Source organism: Corallococcus sp. NCSPR001 (assembly GCF_017309135.1).
Classification (GTDB): Bacteria; Myxococcota; Myxococcia; order Myxococcales; family Myxococcaceae; genus Corallococcus.
Genome location: NZ_JAFIMS010000002.1, coordinates 221,192 through 238,341, shown reverse-complemented (window position 1 = coordinate 238,341; position 17,150 = coordinate 221,192). Strand labels below are relative to the sequence as shown.

The 17,150-nt window shown below is 71.8% G+C and carries 9 protein-coding genes; 5 read left to right on the top strand and 4 right to left on the bottom strand.

Translation table 11 applies throughout. The features are described from left to right. Positions 1–266 precede the first annotated feature (266 nt). Entirely contained in the window at positions 267–593 is a 327-nt protein-coding gene (locus JYJ93_RS02820) for a pilus assembly protein N-terminal domain-containing protein (RefSeq protein ID WP_206786379.1), read from the top strand. A gap of 1 nt (position 594) precedes the next feature. On the opposite strand, the gene JYJ93_RS02815 is transcribed toward JYJ93_RS02820, so the two are convergent. Next, the gene (locus JYJ93_RS02815; protein WP_206786376.1) at positions 595–1,047 is read right to left on the bottom strand and encodes a PaaI family thioesterase; all 453 of its coding nucleotides are present in this window, start codon (positions 1,045–1,047) and stop codon (positions 595–597) included. After that, on the bottom strand, positions 1,047–1,541 hold the full coding sequence (locus JYJ93_RS02810) for a PaaI family thioesterase (protein WP_269012916.1): 495 nt from the start codon (positions 1,539–1,541) through the stop codon (positions 1,047–1,049). Before JYJ93_RS02810 ends, JYJ93_RS02815 begins: the two co-directional genes overlap by 1 nt. Positions 1,542–1,656: 115 nt before the next feature. On the opposite strand from JYJ93_RS02810, the gene JYJ93_RS02805 reads away from it, so the two are divergent. After that, a complete protein-coding gene (locus JYJ93_RS02805; protein ID WP_206786374.1) occupies positions 1,657–5,100 on the top strand; it encodes an amidohydrolase family protein in 3,444 nt (1,147 codons plus the stop codon). Between the two features lie 378 nt (positions 5,101–5,478). Here JYJ93_RS02805 and JYJ93_RS02800 read toward each other — a convergent pair whose 3' ends face one another. Further along, positions 5,479–8,871: a PAS domain-containing protein gene (locus JYJ93_RS02800; RefSeq protein ID WP_206786372.1), complete on the bottom strand. Its 3,393-nt coding sequence runs from the start codon at positions 8,869–8,871 to the stop codon at positions 5,479–5,481. 521 nt (positions 8,872–9,392) lie between these two features. Here JYJ93_RS02800 and JYJ93_RS02795 point away from each other — a divergent pair. Next, complete coding sequence (locus JYJ93_RS02795; protein ID WP_206786370.1) at positions 9,393–10,904, top strand: M20/M25/M40 family metallo-hydrolase; 1,512 nt, start codon at positions 9,393–9,395, stop codon at positions 10,902–10,904. A gap of 9 nt (positions 10,905–10,913) precedes the next feature. Here JYJ93_RS02795 and JYJ93_RS02790 read toward each other — a convergent pair whose 3' ends face one another. After that, the gene (locus JYJ93_RS02790) at positions 10,914–12,704 is read right to left on the bottom strand and encodes an MDR family MFS transporter (RefSeq protein WP_206786368.1); all 1,791 of its coding nucleotides are present in this window, start codon (positions 12,702–12,704) and stop codon (positions 10,914–10,916) included. A gap of 217 nt (positions 12,705–12,921) precedes the next feature. Between JYJ93_RS02790 and JYJ93_RS02785 the strand changes: the two genes are divergently transcribed. Continuing rightward, complete coding sequence (locus JYJ93_RS02785; RefSeq protein WP_206786366.1) at positions 12,922–14,907, top strand: lysyl oxidase family protein; 1,986 nt, start codon at positions 12,922–12,924, stop codon at positions 14,905–14,907. A gap of 99 nt (positions 14,908–15,006) precedes the next feature. Beyond that, on the top strand, positions 15,007–17,016 hold the full coding sequence (locus tag JYJ93_RS02780) for a lysyl oxidase family protein (protein ID WP_206786365.1): 2,010 nt from the start codon (positions 15,007–15,009) through the stop codon (positions 17,014–17,016). Positions 17,017–17,150: the final 134 nt, after the last annotated feature.

The window sequence follows — 17,150 nt, the reverse complement described above, 5'->3', positions numbered from 1 at the left end:
TGACGCGCGCTCGCGTTCACTGCCGCGCGCCCACCGCGCCCCCAGGCCGGAAACCCTGTCCTCCACCCGGCGGACCCCAAGGCACTCCACCGTGCGCCCGTTCACGCTGTCCGCTGAAGGACCCGGCAGGGACCCTGTAGAAATGGGAACCACGCTGTAACAAGGTCAGTGCCCGCATCGCGGGGACTCTCGGGAGACGTCGGATGCCCACGCATGGGACATTGGGACAGCTCCGGACTCCCCGGAGTCACCCGGAGGTCGCATCCATGGCTTCACGCATCATGGCCCTGACGTTGGGAACCCTGCTGCTCAGCGCCCTGCCCGCGGGGGCCAGGGAGCCGGCTGCTCGCGCCGGGGACTCGAAGGACCTTCCTGCCGCGGACGAGACGCTCACCCTGAAGAAGGGCGCGAAGCGCGTGCTCACGGTGCCGGGGATGAGCCGCGTGGCGCTGGGCGACCCGTCCGTCGCGGACGTGAAGACGGTGGGTGCGGACGGCGTGGAGGTCTCCGCGCTGGCGAAGGGGACGACCACGCTCATCATCTGGGGCGGTGACGGCAAACGCCGCACGTACCGCATCGTGGTGGACGGCTAGCTCACGGCTCCGACAGCAGGAACAGCGCGTGCGAGCTGGCGATGGGCCGCGTGCGGTCGTCCTGCCAGGCCTCCACGCGCACGTTGGCCACGCGCCGTCCCTGCCGCGTGATGAACGCCTTCGCGAAGGTGTCCTGCGCCTTGCCCGAGCGCAGGAAGTCCACCGTGGTGGAGATGACCTTGGGCACGCGCTCGGTGTCCGTCTGGAGCAGCAACTCGAAGACGGCGCTCGACTCCAGCAGCGCCCCCAGCGTGCCGCCGTGCAGCGCGGGCAGGATGCTGTTGCCAATGAGGTGCGGCGCGTAGCGCATGCGGCAGAGCATCTCGCCGGCCAGGTTCTCCACGCCAATGCCCATGAAGCGCGTGTAGGGGATGGCGTCCGTGAGCCGGTGGTACTCGCGCGACTGACGCACCTGGCGCACCAGGTCCGCGAGGGGAAGCGAAGGCGTGCTCATCATCCCTCCACCCGCATGAAGGTTCCCTGCGACGAGGCCACCGGCGTCGCCGGGTCGCCCTGGTGCACCAACGCGCGCACGAAGGCGACCATGCGGGTGACCTTGTAGCACTCGGCCTGCGCGGTCAGCGGCAGGCCCGGGCGCGCGGGGCGCAGGTAGTCGATGCGCAGGTCCAGCGTGACGATGGCCGCGAACGCGTTCAGCGCCGCCATCACCGCCGTGCCGCTCGCCGCGTCGATGAGCGTGGTCACCGCGCCGCCCGCCACCACCCCCGTCTCCGGGTTGCCGACGAGCACGTCCGCGTAGGGCATCACCACCGTCGCGTCCGTGGCCCCCACCGCCTCCAGCCGCAGTTGGAGCGCGTGGTTGTGGGGCACCGCCTCGGTGAACAGCACACCCAGCTTCTCGCGCCGCTCCGCAGGGTCCGTGGGAAGACTGAAGTCCGACATGGGCTGGAGGCAGTAGCAGATTCGGACCGCGCCGGGGGAACGCACCGCGGCACGCCGCGCCCAGGAACACGCCTGCCCACCCACGAGTTCACGGGCGCCCTGCGAGCCCGCGCATCCTGGCAGGATGCCGCGCCCCGCGTCTTCCCCGAGGACACTTCCGGTGAACCGACCCCTCTCCTCCCTCTGCTTCGCACTGCTCGTCCCAGGCATGCTCCTGGCGGCGCAGCCCCTGCCCAAGCCCGCGAGTGCACCCGAGCCCGCACCCCCAGGGCAGGGGGAAGCGCCCCCGCAGGAACCGCCCAGGCCGCCCGCGCCCAGGGACACCGCGCGCGAGGCCGCCCGGGCGAGCGAGGGCGACGGCGGCTCCCTGGCCCCCGTCGCCACGCCGGAAGCCCCCGACGCGAAGAAGGATGAGTGGAAGGTGGACGCGCCCCCGGGCGTGGCCAGCAGTCAGGTCCCCATCGACGTGCGCGAGGGCACGTGGATGAACGTGGACGTCAGCCCGCGCGGGGACGAAATCCTCTTCGACCTGCTGGGGGACATCTACGCGCTGCCCATCGCGGGCGGCGAGGCGCGCGCGCTGACGTCCGGCGCCGCGTGGGACATGCAGCCGCGCTACAGCCCGGACGGGAGGTCCATTGCGTTCACCAGCGACCGGGGCGGCGGGGACAACGTCTGGGTGATGGACCGCGACGGCAAGAACCCGCGCGCGGTGACGCAGGAGAAGTTCCGCCTGCTCAACAGCCCGGCGTGGAGCCCGGACGGCCAGTTCCTGGTGGCGCGCAAGCACTTCACCGGCCGGCGCTCGCTGGGCGCGGGCGAGGTGTGGATGTACCACCGCGCGGGCGGCGAGGGCGTGAAGCTCACCGAGCGCGCCAACGACCAGAAGGACCTGGGCGAGCCCGCGTTCTCACCGGACGGACGCTACGTCTACTTCAGCCAGGACGTCACGCCGGGGAAGTCCTTCGAGTACGACAAGGATCCGAACAAGGAGCTCTACGCCATCCAGCGGCTGGACCTGGACACGAAGGAGGTGGAGCCCTTCGTCACCGGCCCGGGTGGCTCCATCCGGCCCACGCCGTCGCGGGACGGCAAGCAGCTGGCGTTCGTGCGGCGGGTGCGCGGCAAGAGCGTGCTGTACGTGGCGGACGTGAAGTCCGGCGCGGAGCGGCCGCTGTATGACGGGCTCGACCGGGACATGCAGGAGACGTGGGCCATCCACGGCGTGTCCCCGGTGATGGCGTGGACGCCGGACAACAAGTCGCTGGTGTTCTGGGCGGGCGGGACGCTGCACCGCATCGACGTGGCGACAAAGAAGGTGTCGGCCATCCCCTTCCACGTGAAGGGCACGCGCACGGTGTTCGCGGCGGTGAAGGGCACGCGGCCCGTGGCGCCGGACCGCTTCGACGTGAAGATGCTGCGCTGGATGCAGGTGTCACCGGATGGCAAGAGGCTGGTGTACCAGGCGCTGGGCAAGCTGTACGTGAAGGACCTGCCGTCGGGGCAGCCGCGGCGGCTGACGCGGCAGAACGAGCACCTGGAGTTCTATCCGTCGTTCTCCCGGGACGGGCGCTCCATCGTCTACACGACGTGGGACGACGACGCGCTGGGCGCGGTGCGCGTGGTGGCGGCCACGGGCGGCGAGGGCCGCGTGGTGACGGCGCAGCCGGGCTTCTACGTGGAGCCCGCGCTCAGCCCGGATGGCAGGTGGGTGGTGTACCGGACGACGGGCGACGGCTACCTGATGCCGGGCACGTGGAGCCGGGAGACGGGGCTGTTCGTGGTGCCGTCCACGGGCGGGGGCGCGGCGCGCAAGCTGACGCGGGACGGGGAGCAGCCGCACTTCGGCGCGAAGTCGGACCGCGTGTACTTCCTGCACGTGGAGTCCAAGGACGTGGAGGACGTGCGCACGCTGCGCAGCATCGGGCTGGACGGTGGCGAGCCTCGCACGCACCTGACGAGCGGCGGCGCGCTGGAGATGCGCGTGTCGCCGGATGACCGGTGGGTGGCCTTCCGCGAGGACTTCAACGCGTACGTGACGCCCTTCGTGCGCGGCGCGAAGGAGGCGCGGGTGGGACCGTCCACCAAGGCGATGCCGGTGACGCAGGTGAGCCGTGACGCGGGCGAGTACCTGCACTGGTCCGGCACGGACGCGCGGCTGTCGCTGCACTGGGCGCTGGGGCCCAGGCTCTACACGCGGGCGCTGAAGGACGCGTTTACGTTCATGGACGGTGCTCCCAAGGCGCTGCCGCCGCCGGAGGCGGACGGGGTGGAGGTGGCGTTCTCCCAGAAGTCGGACGTGCCGGAGGGGACGCTGGCGCTGGTGGGCGGGCGCATCGTCACGATGAAGGGCGAGCAGGTGGTGGAGGAGGGCGTGGTGGTGGTGAAGGGCAACCGCATCGTGGCGCTGGGCCCGGTGGGGAAGGTGAACGTGCCCGCGTCCGCGAAAATCGTGGACGTGAAGGGCAAGACGCTGATGCCGGGCCTGGTGGACGTGCACTGGCACGGGGCCATGGGCGTGGACGGGCTGATGCCGGAGCAGAGCTGGGTGCAGGCGGCGTCGCTGGCGTTCGGGGTGACGACGCTGCACGACCCCTCCAACCACTCGGAGACCATCTTCGCCGCCAGCGAGCTGGGCAAGGCGGGGATGCTCACGTCGCCGCGCATCTTCTCCACGGGCACCATCCTGTACGGCGCGGCGAGCGCGGACGCGCACGTCGAAATCGACACGCTGGACGACGCGCGCCGGCACCTGCGGCGGATGAAGGCGTTGGGCGCGTTCAGCGTGAAGAGCTACAACCAGCCCCGGCGCGACCAGCGGCAGAAGGTGCTCCAGGCGGCGCGCGAGCTGGACATGCTGGTGGTGCCCGAGGGCGGCTCGCTGCTCCAGCACAACCTGACCATGGTGGTGGACGGGCACACGGCGCTGGAGCACTCGCTGCCGGTGGCGCGCATCTACGAAGACGTGCGCCAGCTCTGGAAGGGCACGCAGGTGAACTACACGCCGACGCTGGGCGTGGCCTACGGCGGGCTCATGGGGGAGAACTACTGGTACCAGAAGACGAACGTCTGGGAGGACACGCGCCTGCTGTCGTTCGTGCCCCGGCGCGTGGTGGACGGGCGTTCGCGCCGCCGCGTGATGATCCCGGACGAGGAGTTCAACCACCAGAACGTGGCCCGCGTGGCGAAGGAGCTGAACGACCTGGGCGTGAGCGTGCAGCTGGGCGCGCACGGCCAGCGTGAAGGCCTGGCGGCGCACTGGGAGCTGGCGATGTTCGTGCAGGGCGGCATGTCGCCGATGCAGGCCTTGCGCGCGGGCACGCTCAACGGCGCGCGCCACCTGGGCATGGACAAGGACCTGGGCTCGCTGGAGGTGGGCAAGCTGGCGGACCTGGTGGTGCTGGACAGGAACCCGCTGGAGGACATCTCCAACAGCCGCACGGTGCGCTACACGATGGTGAACGGCCGGCTGTACGACGCGAACACGCTGAACGAAGTGGGCACGCGGCAGCGCACGCGCGCGAAGTTCTACTTCGAGAAGGACGGCAACGAGGGCTGGAGCCCCCGCGCCACCACGCACGCCACGGAGCAGGTCTGCGATTAGGCGTCGTCCTCGTGTTGTGCGGAGCGCTCGCGGGCTGCGCATCAGGCGGCCCGCGGCAGCTCCGTCAATCCCTGGCCCGGGGCCCGGGCCTACTGTGCCGCGAATGTTTTCTGGCCTGTCGCCATCGACAGCTGGACCGGGAGTCGAGAGCCATGTCGCGGAAGGTGAAACAAGCTTTCAAGGACCCCACCCTGCACGACCCGGCTTGACGTACCTTCATCGAGGCAGTGGGCGCACAAGGTCTCCCCTGAGGACCTGACCACCGCGGAGGCGATGCTCGCGGAGGTCCGCGAGTCCCTGCCGTCCCTGGACGACCACGAGCGCCGCAACACGGAAGGCATGCGGGCCTTCCTGGAGCGCCAGCGCGGCTGCCCCCCCTCAGCGGGCTGTCGCGGCCACCTGGGCCAGGGCCCGCTGGATCTGCGGCAAGGCGTAGGGCTTGGGCAGCACCACCACACCCAACCACTGCTGCGGGTCCCCCTCCAGCGCCGCGCGGCCGTGGCCGGATGCGATGATGATGCGCATCGCGGGCTTGCGCAGCGCCACCTCGCGCGCCAGGTCCACGCCGGACATACCCGGCAGCGTGATGTCCGTGAAGAGCACGTCGAACCGCTCCGCCGCCAGCGCCACCCGCGCCTCCTCCGCGCTCGCCACAGACATCACCGCGTGGCCCAGCAGCCCCAGCAGCTCGCTGGCGGACGCGCGGATGTCCTCGTCGTCCTCCACCAGCAGCACGTGCATCCGCCTCGCGGCCTCCTGCGCCGCCGGCGTCTCCCCGGTGCGCGGCGCCTCCGGCCACTGGAGCTTCGGCGTCGCCATCCGTTGCTGCCGCTGGTCCAGCAGCGCCCGCACCTTGCGCGCCAGGTCCTCGCGCCGGTACGGCTTGGACAAAAGGTGCACGCCCGGGTCCAACCGGCCGCCGTGCACGATGGCGTTCTCCGTGTAGCCGGACGTGAAGAGCACCTCGATGTCCGGCTGCAGCGCCTTCGCCTGCCGCGCCAGCTCCGGGCTGCGCACCGGCCCCGGCATCACCACGTCCGTGAACAGCAGGTCCACCGCCACGCCGCTCTTCAGGATGGACAGCGCGCTCTGGCCGTCCACCGCGCGCAGCACGCGGTAGCCCAGCTCCGTCAGCATCTCCACCACCGTCGCGCGGACCTCCGCGTCGTCCTCCACCGCGAGGATGGTCTCCTTCCCGCCCTCCACCGGCCCCGTCGCCACCTCCGTCACCGGCGCCTCCGGCTGGAAGGCGCGCGGCAGGTACACCTTCACCGTCGTGCCGTGCCCCAGCTCGCTGTAGAGCTTCACGTGCCCGCCGGACTGCTTCACGAAGCCGTACACCATGCTCAGCCCCAGGCCCGTGCCCCGGCCCTCCGGCTTCGTGGTGAAGAAGGGCTCGAACGCGCGCTCCATCACCTCCGGCGTCATGCCCCCACCCGTGTCCGACACCGCCAGCAGCACGTACGCCCCGGCCATCACCTCCGGGTGCGCCTGCGCGTAGTGGTCGTCCAGCGCCGCGTTGCTCAACTCCAGCGTCAGCTTCCCGGCGCCCCCCATCGCGTCGCGCGCGTTGATGGCCAGGTTGAGGATGACGTTCTCCAGCTGGTGCGGGTCCGCCAGCGTGTTCCACAGCCCGCCGCCGATGACCGTCTCCAGCTCCACGTCCTCGCCCAGCGCGCGGCGCAGCAGGTCGTCCATCCCCCGCACCAGCCGGCCCAGGCTCAGCGAGCGCGGCTCCAGCGGCTGCCGCCGCGAGAACGCCAGCAACTGCCCGGACAGCCGGGCCCCGCGCTCCACCGCGCTCAGCGCCGAGCGCACCCGGTTCAAGCCCCGCTCGTTGCCCGCCACGTCGCGCTGGAGCAACTGGAGATTCCCGCCCACCACCTGGAGCAGGTTGTTGAAGTCGTGCGCCACGCCGCCCGTGAGCTTGCCCACCGCCTCCATCTTCTGCGCCTGACGGAGCTGCTCCTCCGTCTGCCTCTGCTCGGTGACGTCACGCCCGGCGGCGTACAGCACGCCGTCCTCCGGCACCGGCACCGCCGTCCAGGAGATGCGCCGGTAGCCGCCGTGCTTGCAGCGGTAGGCGCTCTCGAAGTTCAGCGTGGGATTGCCTCCCTCCAGGCGGCGCACCTCGGCGCGCGACCGAGCGTAGTCGTCCGGGCGCTCCAGCCACTCCGACGTGCGGCCCAGCAGCTCCTCCTCCGTCCACCCCAGCATCCGCGTCCAGGCCGGGTTGACGCTGAGGAACTTCCCCTCCGACAGGCTGCCCACCACCAGCAGGTCCTGGGACACGTTCCACACGCGGTCCCGCTCCCGCGTGCGCTGCGCCACGCGCTGCTCCAGCGTCTCGTTGGCCTGCTTCAGGTCCGACAGCGCCTTGAGCCGGGACAGCGCCGCCCACACGCGGTCGGCCACGTCGCGGCACAGCTCGAGCTCCTCGTCCGTCCACGGGCGCGGCTGCACGTCGTGCAGGAAGAGCACCGCCACGAACCGGCCGTGCTCCAGCAGCGGGATGTTGAACAGCGCCCGGATGCCCACCTGCTCCAGCGCGTCCGCCTGGGGCGCCGTGCGCGGGTCCTCCCGCACGTCCGGGATGGCCACCACCTCGCCCTTCAAGAGGTCTTCCAGGAACACGCCGTAGTCGTGGAAGCGGTGCACGCCCTCCACCCGCGCCACGTCCGGCGAGGCCACCCAGTTCGGGTGCATCAGCACCAGCGCGTGCGCCGCGTCCACCGTGCCGTAGCCCGCGCGCGGCACGCCCAGCAGCCGCCCCACCACCTCCATGGCCAGCTGCGCGGCGGAGTCCGCGGACGAGGCCTCGCGCAGCCGGTCCGCCATCTCCAGCAGCGCCGTCTGCCGCAGCTCCGCCCGCTTGCGCGCGTCGATGTCCACCAGCACGCCGGGAAAGCGCAGCGGCGCGCCCCGCGCGGACAGGTGGCAGTGGCCGCTGGCCTCCACCCACCGGTTCGCGCCGTCGGCGTGGAGCACGCGGTACTCGGCGCGGTACGCCCCCCCCGTCGCCAGCGCGCGGGCGATGGCCGTCTCCACCCCGGGCCGGTCCTCCGGGTGGATGGAGGCCACGAACTGGGCGATGGGCAGCCCCTCACGCGCCTGCACGGGGTCCAATGAGAAGGAATGCGCGAAGCGCTCATCCGCGACGACGCGGTTGCCGGGCACATCCCACACCCAGGTGCCAATCATTGCCTCGGCGTTGAGCGCCAACTGCACGCGCTCGTTCGCCTCGCGCAGGGCATCGTCGGTCTGGCGGCGCTCGGTGACGTCCTGGGTGACGCCCACCAGTTGCACCGGCTTGCCGGCCGCGTCGTACACCAGCGACGCGCGCCGGTGGATCCACCGCAAGGCCCCGGTGTCATGACGGCGGATGCGGTACTCCACCGACTGCGTGACCTGGCCCGTTTCCCGCGTGCGCGCGTTGGACACGTGGCGCCGGTCCTCCTCCAGCGCGAGCGCCTCGATGACCGGCGCGGGCAGCGTCTCCGAGACCGGCACGCCGTACAGCCGGCAGAACTCCGGCGTCACCGTCAGCTGGTTGGTGGCGATGTCCAGCGTGAACACGCCAATGCCGCCCGCCTCCTGGGCCAGCCGCAGCTGCTCCTGCTTCACGCGCGCGTCGGCGTTCCCGCCAGGGGAGGCCGCGGCCCCGGGCGCCGTGCCAACGCCGTCATCCAGCCCCGCGGCGCGCAGGCGGAATCGCAGACGTTCGACCTCGGCCCTCAGGGCCTGTTCCGTTTCGGAAGGGGGCGCGCTCATGAGCGGGGGGACCGCGGGTCGGGGGGGACGACCTTCAGCCATGGCACTGTCGCCCGGGTCCTCCGGGGTGGGCAACGGGGATTTCCGAAGGAGTCATTCCCCTGCGTCCCATCGCCTTGACGCAGGGCAGCCAGGGCGTCAGCCCGGCCCGGCCTGGGGAATACCGCGCGCGGCGGCGTGTCCAGGGCCTCCAGAATCTGGAAGACGTCACGGGTCACCAGGGCCCCTGCGCGCCATGGAACGTCCCGCGTAGCGGAGAGTCGTGAACACTCACATCACCCGCGGGTCGCAATGCTCACTTCCCGCCTTGACGCTGCCAGGAATTTCTTTAAAGAATGCGCGCACGTCCTCTTCTTCTTGGAAGATGGCGTATGTACCGGACCTCGCGTTCCCCAACCGCGGAACCGGTGCGTGACGTCCCAGTTGAGCCCCGCGCGCCGCGTTCCCCCTCTCGGCGCGCGGTGGCCCCTGGGACTTCCACCCCGCCCCTCATCACTCATCAGGTCCCCTCGAGGATTCGAGTGTCCACGTCCGCCTTCGTCCTGCCCGTCTCGCTGGCCCTGCAACTGCTCACCTCGGCATCGCCTTCCCCCCAGAACACGGCGACCGCGCCCTCCCAGGAGCCCGCGCCGAAGTCCCCGGCCACCTCGTCGGTGAAGGCCACGCCCCCGGCCGTGACGAAGCTGAGCGCCGCGCAGCAGGCCACGGCGGCGAAGCTGATGGGGCCCGCGCTCGCGGAGGGCCATGCGTACGCGCGGCTGGCGGAGCTGACGGACGGCATCGGGCCGCGCCTGTCCGGCTCCGAGTCCGCGGAGGCCGCGGTGCAATGGGCCCTGCGCTCCTTCCAGGCGGACGGGGTGAAGGCGTGGAAGGAGCCGGTGAAGGTGCCACGCTGGGTGCGGGGCGAGGAGCACGGCGAAATCCTCGCCTCCGGGCGCACGCGCGGCCTGCCCCTGGCGCTCCTGGCCCTGGGCGGCAGCGCCCCCACGCCGCCGGAGGGCATCACGGCGGAGGTGGTGGAGGTGGACTCCCTGGAGGAGCTGGCGGCGCTGGGGGACAAGGTGAAGGGCCGCATCGTGTTCTTCAACCACACCATGTCGGAGGCGGCGGACTACGGCCGCTTCGCGGGGCTGCGAGGCCGGGGTCCGGCGGCGGCGGCGAAGCAGGGCGCGGTGGCCGCGCTGGTGCGCTCGCTGGCCACGGCGTCGCTGCGCTCACCGCACACGGGGTCCACGCGCTTCGATGAAGGCGGCCCGCGCCTGCCCGCGGCGGCGGTGTCGGTGGAGGACGCGCTCACGCTGCACCGGATGCTCCAGGGCGGGGCGGTGAAGGTGCGGCTGGTGCTGGGGTGCTCGGAGCTGCCGGACGCGGACTCGTCCAACGTGGTGGCGGAGGTGCGGGGCCGCGAGAAGCCGGACGAGGTGGTGCTCCTGGGCGCGCACCTGGACTCGTGGGACGTGGGCACGGGCGCGCACGACGACGGCGCGGGCGTGGTGATGGTGATGGAGGCCGCGCGGCTCATCGCGAAGCTTCCCCAGGCGCCCCGGCGCACGGTGCGCGTGGTGCTGTTCATGAACGAGGAGAACGGGCTGCGCGGCGGACGCGCGTACGCGCAGGCGCACGCGAAGGAGCTGCCGAAGCACGTGGCCGCGATTGAGATGGACGCGGGCGGCGGGCGGCCCCTGGGCGTGAGCCTGCACGCGGGCCCGGGCGGTGAGACGCTCTTGTGGCCGTGGCTGGCGCCTTTGGAAGGCCTGGGCGCGGCGAAGTTCCTGGTGGGGCACGCGACGGGCGCGGACCTGAGCCCCATGGAGCCCGCGCACGTGCCCTTCGTGGGCGTGCGCGTGGACAGCAGCCGCTACTTCGACGTGCACCACTCCATGGCGGACACGCTGGACAAGGTGGACCCGCAGGACCTGGCGCGCAGCACCGCCGCGGTGACGTGGATGGCTTACGCGCTGGCGGAGTCGCCGGGCACGCTTACGCGTCCCACCGCGCCGGAGTCGGACGACCCGCCGCCGGCGAAGAAGTAGGCCCATGGCTCAAGCCTCCGCCGGGGCCTTGCGCGGACCGCCCTGGCGCAGCGGCAGCTCCGGCAGGAGCAGCGTGACGAGCAGGGCCGCCAGCGCGACGAAGATGGCGAAGCGGTACACCGCCATCGTCGCGCGGGTGAAGGACTCCTTCAGCGCGCGCTCCATGCGGTCCACGGTGGACAGCGCGCGGGCCTCGTCCGCGTCCACGCGGGCGCGGGCCTCGGGCCCTTCTCGCAGGGCCTGACGCCGCTCCTCGGCGAAGCCCTCGCGCAGCTTCGCCTTCACCTGCTCCGGCTGGAAGCGCTGCCCCTGCGGCGCGCCTTCCTCTCCGCCCAGGCCCGCGGGCGCGGACGCGTGCAGCTCCTGACGCACGTCCGGAGGCAGTCCGCGCGTGGCCTGCTGCGTGCGCGCGTGCATCTCCCGGCCCAGCGTGCCCGCGAACACGGTGCCCAGCAGCGCCACGCCCACCGTCATGCCCAGCTGCCGGAAGAACGTCGTCGCGGACGTGGCCACGCCAATGCGCTGGGGCGGCACGGAGTTCTGCACGGCCACGGTGTAGAGCGGGATGGACGGGCCCAGGCCCAGGCCCACCAGCACCATCTTCACCGTGACCTCGGCCTGGCTGGAGTCGGGCGTCAGCGTGAAGGCCATCACCGCGAAGCCGCCCATGAGGAACAAGAGCGCCCCCACCATCAGCGCCTTGTAGCGGCCCATCCGGGACACCAGTTGCCCGGACAGCACGTTGCCCGCCACCACCCCCAGGGTCAGCGGCGTCAGCGTCAGCCCGGAGTGCGTCGCGGACAGCCCCACCACGTTCACCATGAACAGCGGCAGGAAGGTGACGGACGCCAGGAACACCGCGCCAATGATGAACACCGCCGCGTTGCCCGCGGAGAACGCGCGCACGCGGAACAGCGACGGCTCCAGCAGCGGCTCCTTCGCCCGGCGCTCCCGCCACACGAAGAGCCCCAGCCCCAGCGCCGACAGCGCGAACAATCCAAGGATGGGCGCGGAGCCCCACGCGAACCCGCCCGCCTGGGGAGACGCCGCGCCATGGCCCAGGCTGAGCGCGAGCAGCAGCGGCACCACGGCCACCGCCAGCGCCAGCGCCCCCACCACGTCCAGCCTCCCGCCGTGCACGCCCTCCGGCTTGAGCGGCGGCATGCGCAGGAAGATGAGCGCCAGCGCCAACGCGCCCACCGGCAGGTTGATGAAGAACACCCAGTGCCAGCCCAGCGAGTCGGTGATGAAGCCGCCGGCCAGCGGGCCAATGACGCTGGACAGGCCGAACACCGCGCCGAACAGGCCCTGGTACTTGCCCCGGTCGCGCGGCGGGAACAGGTCCGCCACCACCGCCAGCGAAGCGGTGAAGAGCGCCGCGCTGCCCAGCCCCTGCACCGCGCGGCAGAGGATGAGCACGAGCGTGGAGCGGGCCGCGCCGCACAGGAAGCTGCCGGTGAGGAACACGGCGATGCCCGCCACCAGCACCGCGCGGCGGCCCAGCAGGTCGGACAGCTTGCCCCACACGGGCACCATCATCGTGGAGGCCACCAGGTACGCGGTGGTGAGCCACGGGTAGTGCTCCGGCGCGATGTGGAGGTCCGCCTGGATGGTGGGCCCCGCCGTGGCCACGATGGTCTGGTCCAACGCCGCCAGCAGCAGCCCCAGCAGCGCTCCCGCCAGCGTGAAGGCCTTCTGCGAGCGGCTGAACCGCTCGGACGCCGGAGCGGCGTGGGAGTCCAGGGCGGTGTCGGCGGCGGTGTCGGCCATGGCTCGGGCACGCGCTCGGGACGCGTGCATCCGCGCGAATCTGGGGACGGCGGCGGGGGCCTGCCACATCCGCCTGCCCGCCTGCTCTCCGTCCCGGAGGCGATGCGCCGTCGGGCATCCACCGGAAGTACCGTTCAACCGGCAAGGGCCTTTCAGTGAACGCAGCGCGCCGCTCTATCCTGCGCATCCCTTCATGCCGGACGCCGGACGCGCCGGACCCGTGCGTGCGTCCTGCCCAGGAGTGAACATGCGGATCCGTGGAGCGCTGACCTGCGCCGTGATGCTGTCCCTGTCGGTGGGCTGCAAGGATGACCCGACGCCCCGGCCCGACGCGGGAGTCCCGGACGCGGGCTCCCAGGACGACGCCGGCACCGCCGGGCCCACCCTCTCGGAGACGCCTCGCTGGGAGGTCGAAGGGGATGGGCTCGAACCGAAGGAGTGCTTCGGCCGCGGCGTGGCGCTGGGCGACCTCGACGGCGATGGCCGCCAGGACCTGGTGGTGATTTCTCCGCCGTGCACCAGCGGCCCCACCAACCCCGGCCGCGTGATGGTGTACCCCGGCGAGGCGTCCTACTTCTCCAGGACGCCCGTCACCTCCAGGCTGTCATGGGTGCATCCCAGCCCGCGCACGTCGGGCTACCAGATGACGGTGGGCACGGGCGACGTCGACGGGGACGCGTACGCGGACGTGGTGGTGAAGAGCTACTACGGCGTCAGCGTCTACAAGGGCGGACCGGACCTGTCCCAGGTGTTCGCCCAGCCGCTGTTCCGCGTGCCGGACTCCCCGACCACGCGCTTCGGCATCGCGCGGCTGCTGGACGTGGATGGGGACGGGCTGGACGACCTCGTCGTCTCCACCTTCACCGGGAGCACCACCGTCTACCGCGCGACGCCCGGCGGGAAGGAGGGCCCCTTCACCAACGTCCGCGTGCTGTCCGGCTACGCGCAGCCCGCGGGAGACACGGACGGGGACGGCGCCCAGGACCTGCTCATCCCCCTGTACGACGCGGAGAACAGCCAGGGCCTCTTCCTGGGCTGCAAGGCGGACAGCACGCGTGTCTGTGATGGACCGCTCACCACGCAGCCCGTGTGGAAGGGCACGGCGGAGAGCATGAGAGGGATTCCGGACCTGAACGGGGACGGACGCCCGGAGGTGCTCGCGGGGCTCCGGGGCAGCGTGCGCCTGCACCTGTCCGACGCCTCCGTGCAGGGCTACTCCGCCACGCCCGTGTGGACGTTGATGGACGACCCCACCTTCCCCAGCGTGGCCGCCCAGAGCGCCACGGTGGGCGCCATGGCGGAGGGCGGCACGGGCCACGACTTCGTGCTCGCCTCGCTGGGGCGGGTGTACCTCTTCCGCCCCACGCACGACGTGTCCGGTCCGCTGGAGCCGGTGTGGTCGTGGCCGCGCGCCAACCGCCTCCTGCCCCAGACGATGCTGGGCTTCACCCTCCCCAGCGTGGCCAGCCCCGGCGACCTGGACGGGGATGGGTTCGACGACCTGGTGGTGGGCCTCTCGCAGGAGAACGACGGCACACGCGCCCCGGGCCGGGTGCGGGTGTACGGCGGCGGCGCGGTGCCGGACTCGGAGGAGCCAGCGCCCGCGCTGATGCCCACGAAGACGTGCGGCCTCCAGGTGGATCCGGTGAACGGCAAGCCGGACCTCACGGTGGACCGGGACGTCATCGCCCGCTCGCTCTACATCGAGCGGCGCGCCTTCGCGGAGGACTCCTGCGAGGTGCGTGAAGGGTGCGTGCCCGCGGGCGGCGAGCGGCGCCTCCTGCGCTTCACCACCTCCATCGTGAACCTGGGCACCGCGCCGGCGGTGGTGCCCTCCCCGCAGGAGCGCCCGGACCTCTTCGTCTACGACGAGTGCCACCAGCACGACCACCTGGTGAACTTCGCCGGCTACGACCTGAAGGACGCCGCCGGCAACTCCCTGTCCGTGGGGCGCAAGCAGGGCTTCTACATGGTGGACTTCACCCAGTACTGCGCGGACGGCACGCCGTTCTCCTGGTACGACCCGCGCACGGGCATCTCGCCGGGCTGGTCGGACGTCTACACGGCGGACACCGCCTGCCAGTGGCTGGACGTCACGGACACCCCGGACGGCGACTACACCGTGCGCGTGGGCGTGGATGAGAACCACATCATCGATGAGCTGGACGCGCTCCCCAACGAGGCCACCGTCAAGGTGCGCCTGAAGGGGGACACCGTGACCGTGCTGCCCTGAAGCGATAGGGCGGACCGCGCGCATCGTTTCACCGTGAAGGGGCTCCTGGAGATGGGGCCGGTGCAAGGCCGGCCGGTTCATTCCGGGGAGAACGACACGATGCGGATGCGATTCGCGCGGTCTTGCGCGGTGGTGGGGCTTCTGGCGCTGACAGGCTGCAAGGATGATCCGAAGCCCCCACCTGATGCCGGCACGCCGGACGCGGGCCCCACCCTCTCCGAAACGCCGCGCTGGCAGGTGACCGGTGACGGCGCGAACCCCCGCGAATGCTTCGGCCGCACCGTGGCGCTGGGCGACGTCAACGGCGATGGGCGCAAGGACCTGCTGGTGACGTCCGCGCCCTGCGCGAGCTTCCAGCGGGACCCGGGCCGCGTGATGGTGTACGCGGGCGAGGCGCGCGACTTCTCGAAGACGCCCGTCATCACGACGCTGACGTGGGTGCACCCCAGCCCCCTCGCCTCCAGCTACAAGATGACGGTGAGCACGGGCGACATCGACGGGGACGCGTACGCGGACGTGCTCGTCGCCACCTCCTTCGGCGTCAGCGTCTTCAAGGGCGGGCCGGACCTGTCCCAGGTGCTGGCGCAGCCGGTGTTCCGCGCGCCGGACTCCACCGCCCTGCGCTTCACCGGCGCGCGGCTGCTGGACCTGGACGGGGACGGGAAGGACGAACTCGCGGTCTCCACGCTCGACGGGGAACTCACCGTGTACCGGGCGACGCCGGGAGCACCGGAGGGGGCCTTCACCGCCGTGCGCAAGCTGACCGGCGTCCCCAACCCCGCGGGCGACGCGGACGGGGACGGGGTCCAGGACCTGGCCGTGACCCACGATGACTTCACGGTGGAGCTTTTCCTCGGGTGCAAGGCGGGCAGCACTCACGTCTGTGAAGGGCCCCTCACAGCGCAGCCCGTGTGGACGGGCCAGGCCGAGTCCTTCGCCGCGCTGCCCGACCTGAACGGAGACGGCCGCTCGGAGGCGCTCCTGCTCCTGGACGGCAGCCAGCGCCTGCACCTGTCCGAAGCCGCCGGCCCGGGCTACGCGCCGCAAGTCACCTGGCAGCCCATGGACGACGCGGCCTTCCCCCTCCTGGGACAGGCCTTCCTCACCTTCAGCAAGACCGTCGTCCCCGTGGGCTCCATGGTGGAGGGTGGCACGGGCCACGACTTCGCCATCGGCGCCATCGGCCGTGCGTACCTCTTCCGCCCCACCGCGAACGTGTCCGGTCCGCTGGAGCCGGTGTGGGCGTGGCCTCGCGCCAACCGGCTCGACCCCCGGACGTCGATGGGCACCGACTATCTGGGCATGGTCTCCGCAGGCGATCTGGACGGGGACGGCTACGACGACCTGGTGGTGGGCGTGTCCCCGGGACTCAGCGGCACGCCCGCGGGCACACCCTCGGGAGGCGACGGCGAGTCCGCCCTGGGCCGGGTGATGGTGTTTGGCGGCGGAGCGGTGCCGGACTCACAGGAGCCCGCGCCCGCGCTGGCGCCCACGCGGACGTGCGGCCTCCAGGTGGACCCCGTGAACGGCAAGCCAGACCTCACCGTGGACCGGGACGCCATCGCCCGCTCGCTCTACATCGACCGGCGCACCTTCACGGCGGACTCCTGCGAGGTGCGCGAGGGCTGCGTGCCCGCGGGCGGCGAGCGGCGCCTCCTGCGCTTCACCACCTCCATCATGAACATGGGCACGGGCCCGCTGGTGGTGCCTTCACCGGAGGAGCGGCCGGAGCTCTACGTCTACGACGAGTGCCACGAGCACCACCACCTGACGAACTTCGCCGGCTACGACCTGAAGGACGCGGCGGGTCAGGTCACGTCGGTGGGACGCAAGCAGGGCTTCTTCATGCTCGACTTCACCCAGTACTGCGCGGACGGGGAACCGTACAGCTGGTACGACCCGGGGCAGGGCATCTCGCCCGGCTGGTCGGATGTCTACACCGCGGACCTGCCCTGCCAGTGGCTGGACGTCACCGACACCCCGGACGGCGAGTACACCGTGCGCGTGGGCGTGGACGAGAACCACATCGTGGACGAGTCCGGCACGCTGCCCAACGAGGTCACCGTCAAGGTGCGCCTGACCGGTGACACGGTGACCGTGCTGCCCTGAAACGGGAAAATCCCGCCGCGGAACGCCGTCCGGTGAAGGCCGCGTGCAATGGGCGGCCCTCCTGGGCGTAGAGTGCCTGACGCGGCCCGTCCGCCGGGGACCCTCCCGGTGTGCGCCAGGCCGCGCGGCTTCCA

What these genes read in the sequence shown, in the direction of transcription:
- JYJ93_RS02785 (WP_206786366.1), top strand. Translation starts at nt 12,922, where the DNA reads ATGCGGATCCGTGGAGCGCTGACCTGCGCCGTGATGCTGTCCCTGTCG.
- JYJ93_RS02820 (WP_206786379.1), top strand. Translation starts at nt 267, where the DNA reads ATGGCTTCACGCATCATGGCCCTGACGTTGGGAACCCTGCTGCTCAGC.
- JYJ93_RS02800 (WP_206786372.1), bottom strand. Translation starts at nt 8,871, where the DNA reads ATGAGCGCGCCCCCTTCCGAAACGGAACAGGCCCTGAGGGCCGAGGTC.
- JYJ93_RS02780 (WP_206786365.1), top strand. Translation starts at nt 15,007, where the DNA reads ATGCGGATGCGATTCGCGCGGTCTTGCGCGGTGGTGGGGCTTCTGGCG.
- JYJ93_RS02815 (WP_206786376.1), bottom strand. Translation starts at nt 1,047, where the DNA reads ATGAGCACGCCTTCGCTTCCCCTCGCGGACCTGGTGCGCCAGGTGCGT.
- JYJ93_RS02790 (WP_206786368.1), bottom strand. Translation starts at nt 12,704, where the DNA reads ATGCACGCGTCCCGAGCGCGTGCCCGAGCCATGGCCGACACCGCCGCC.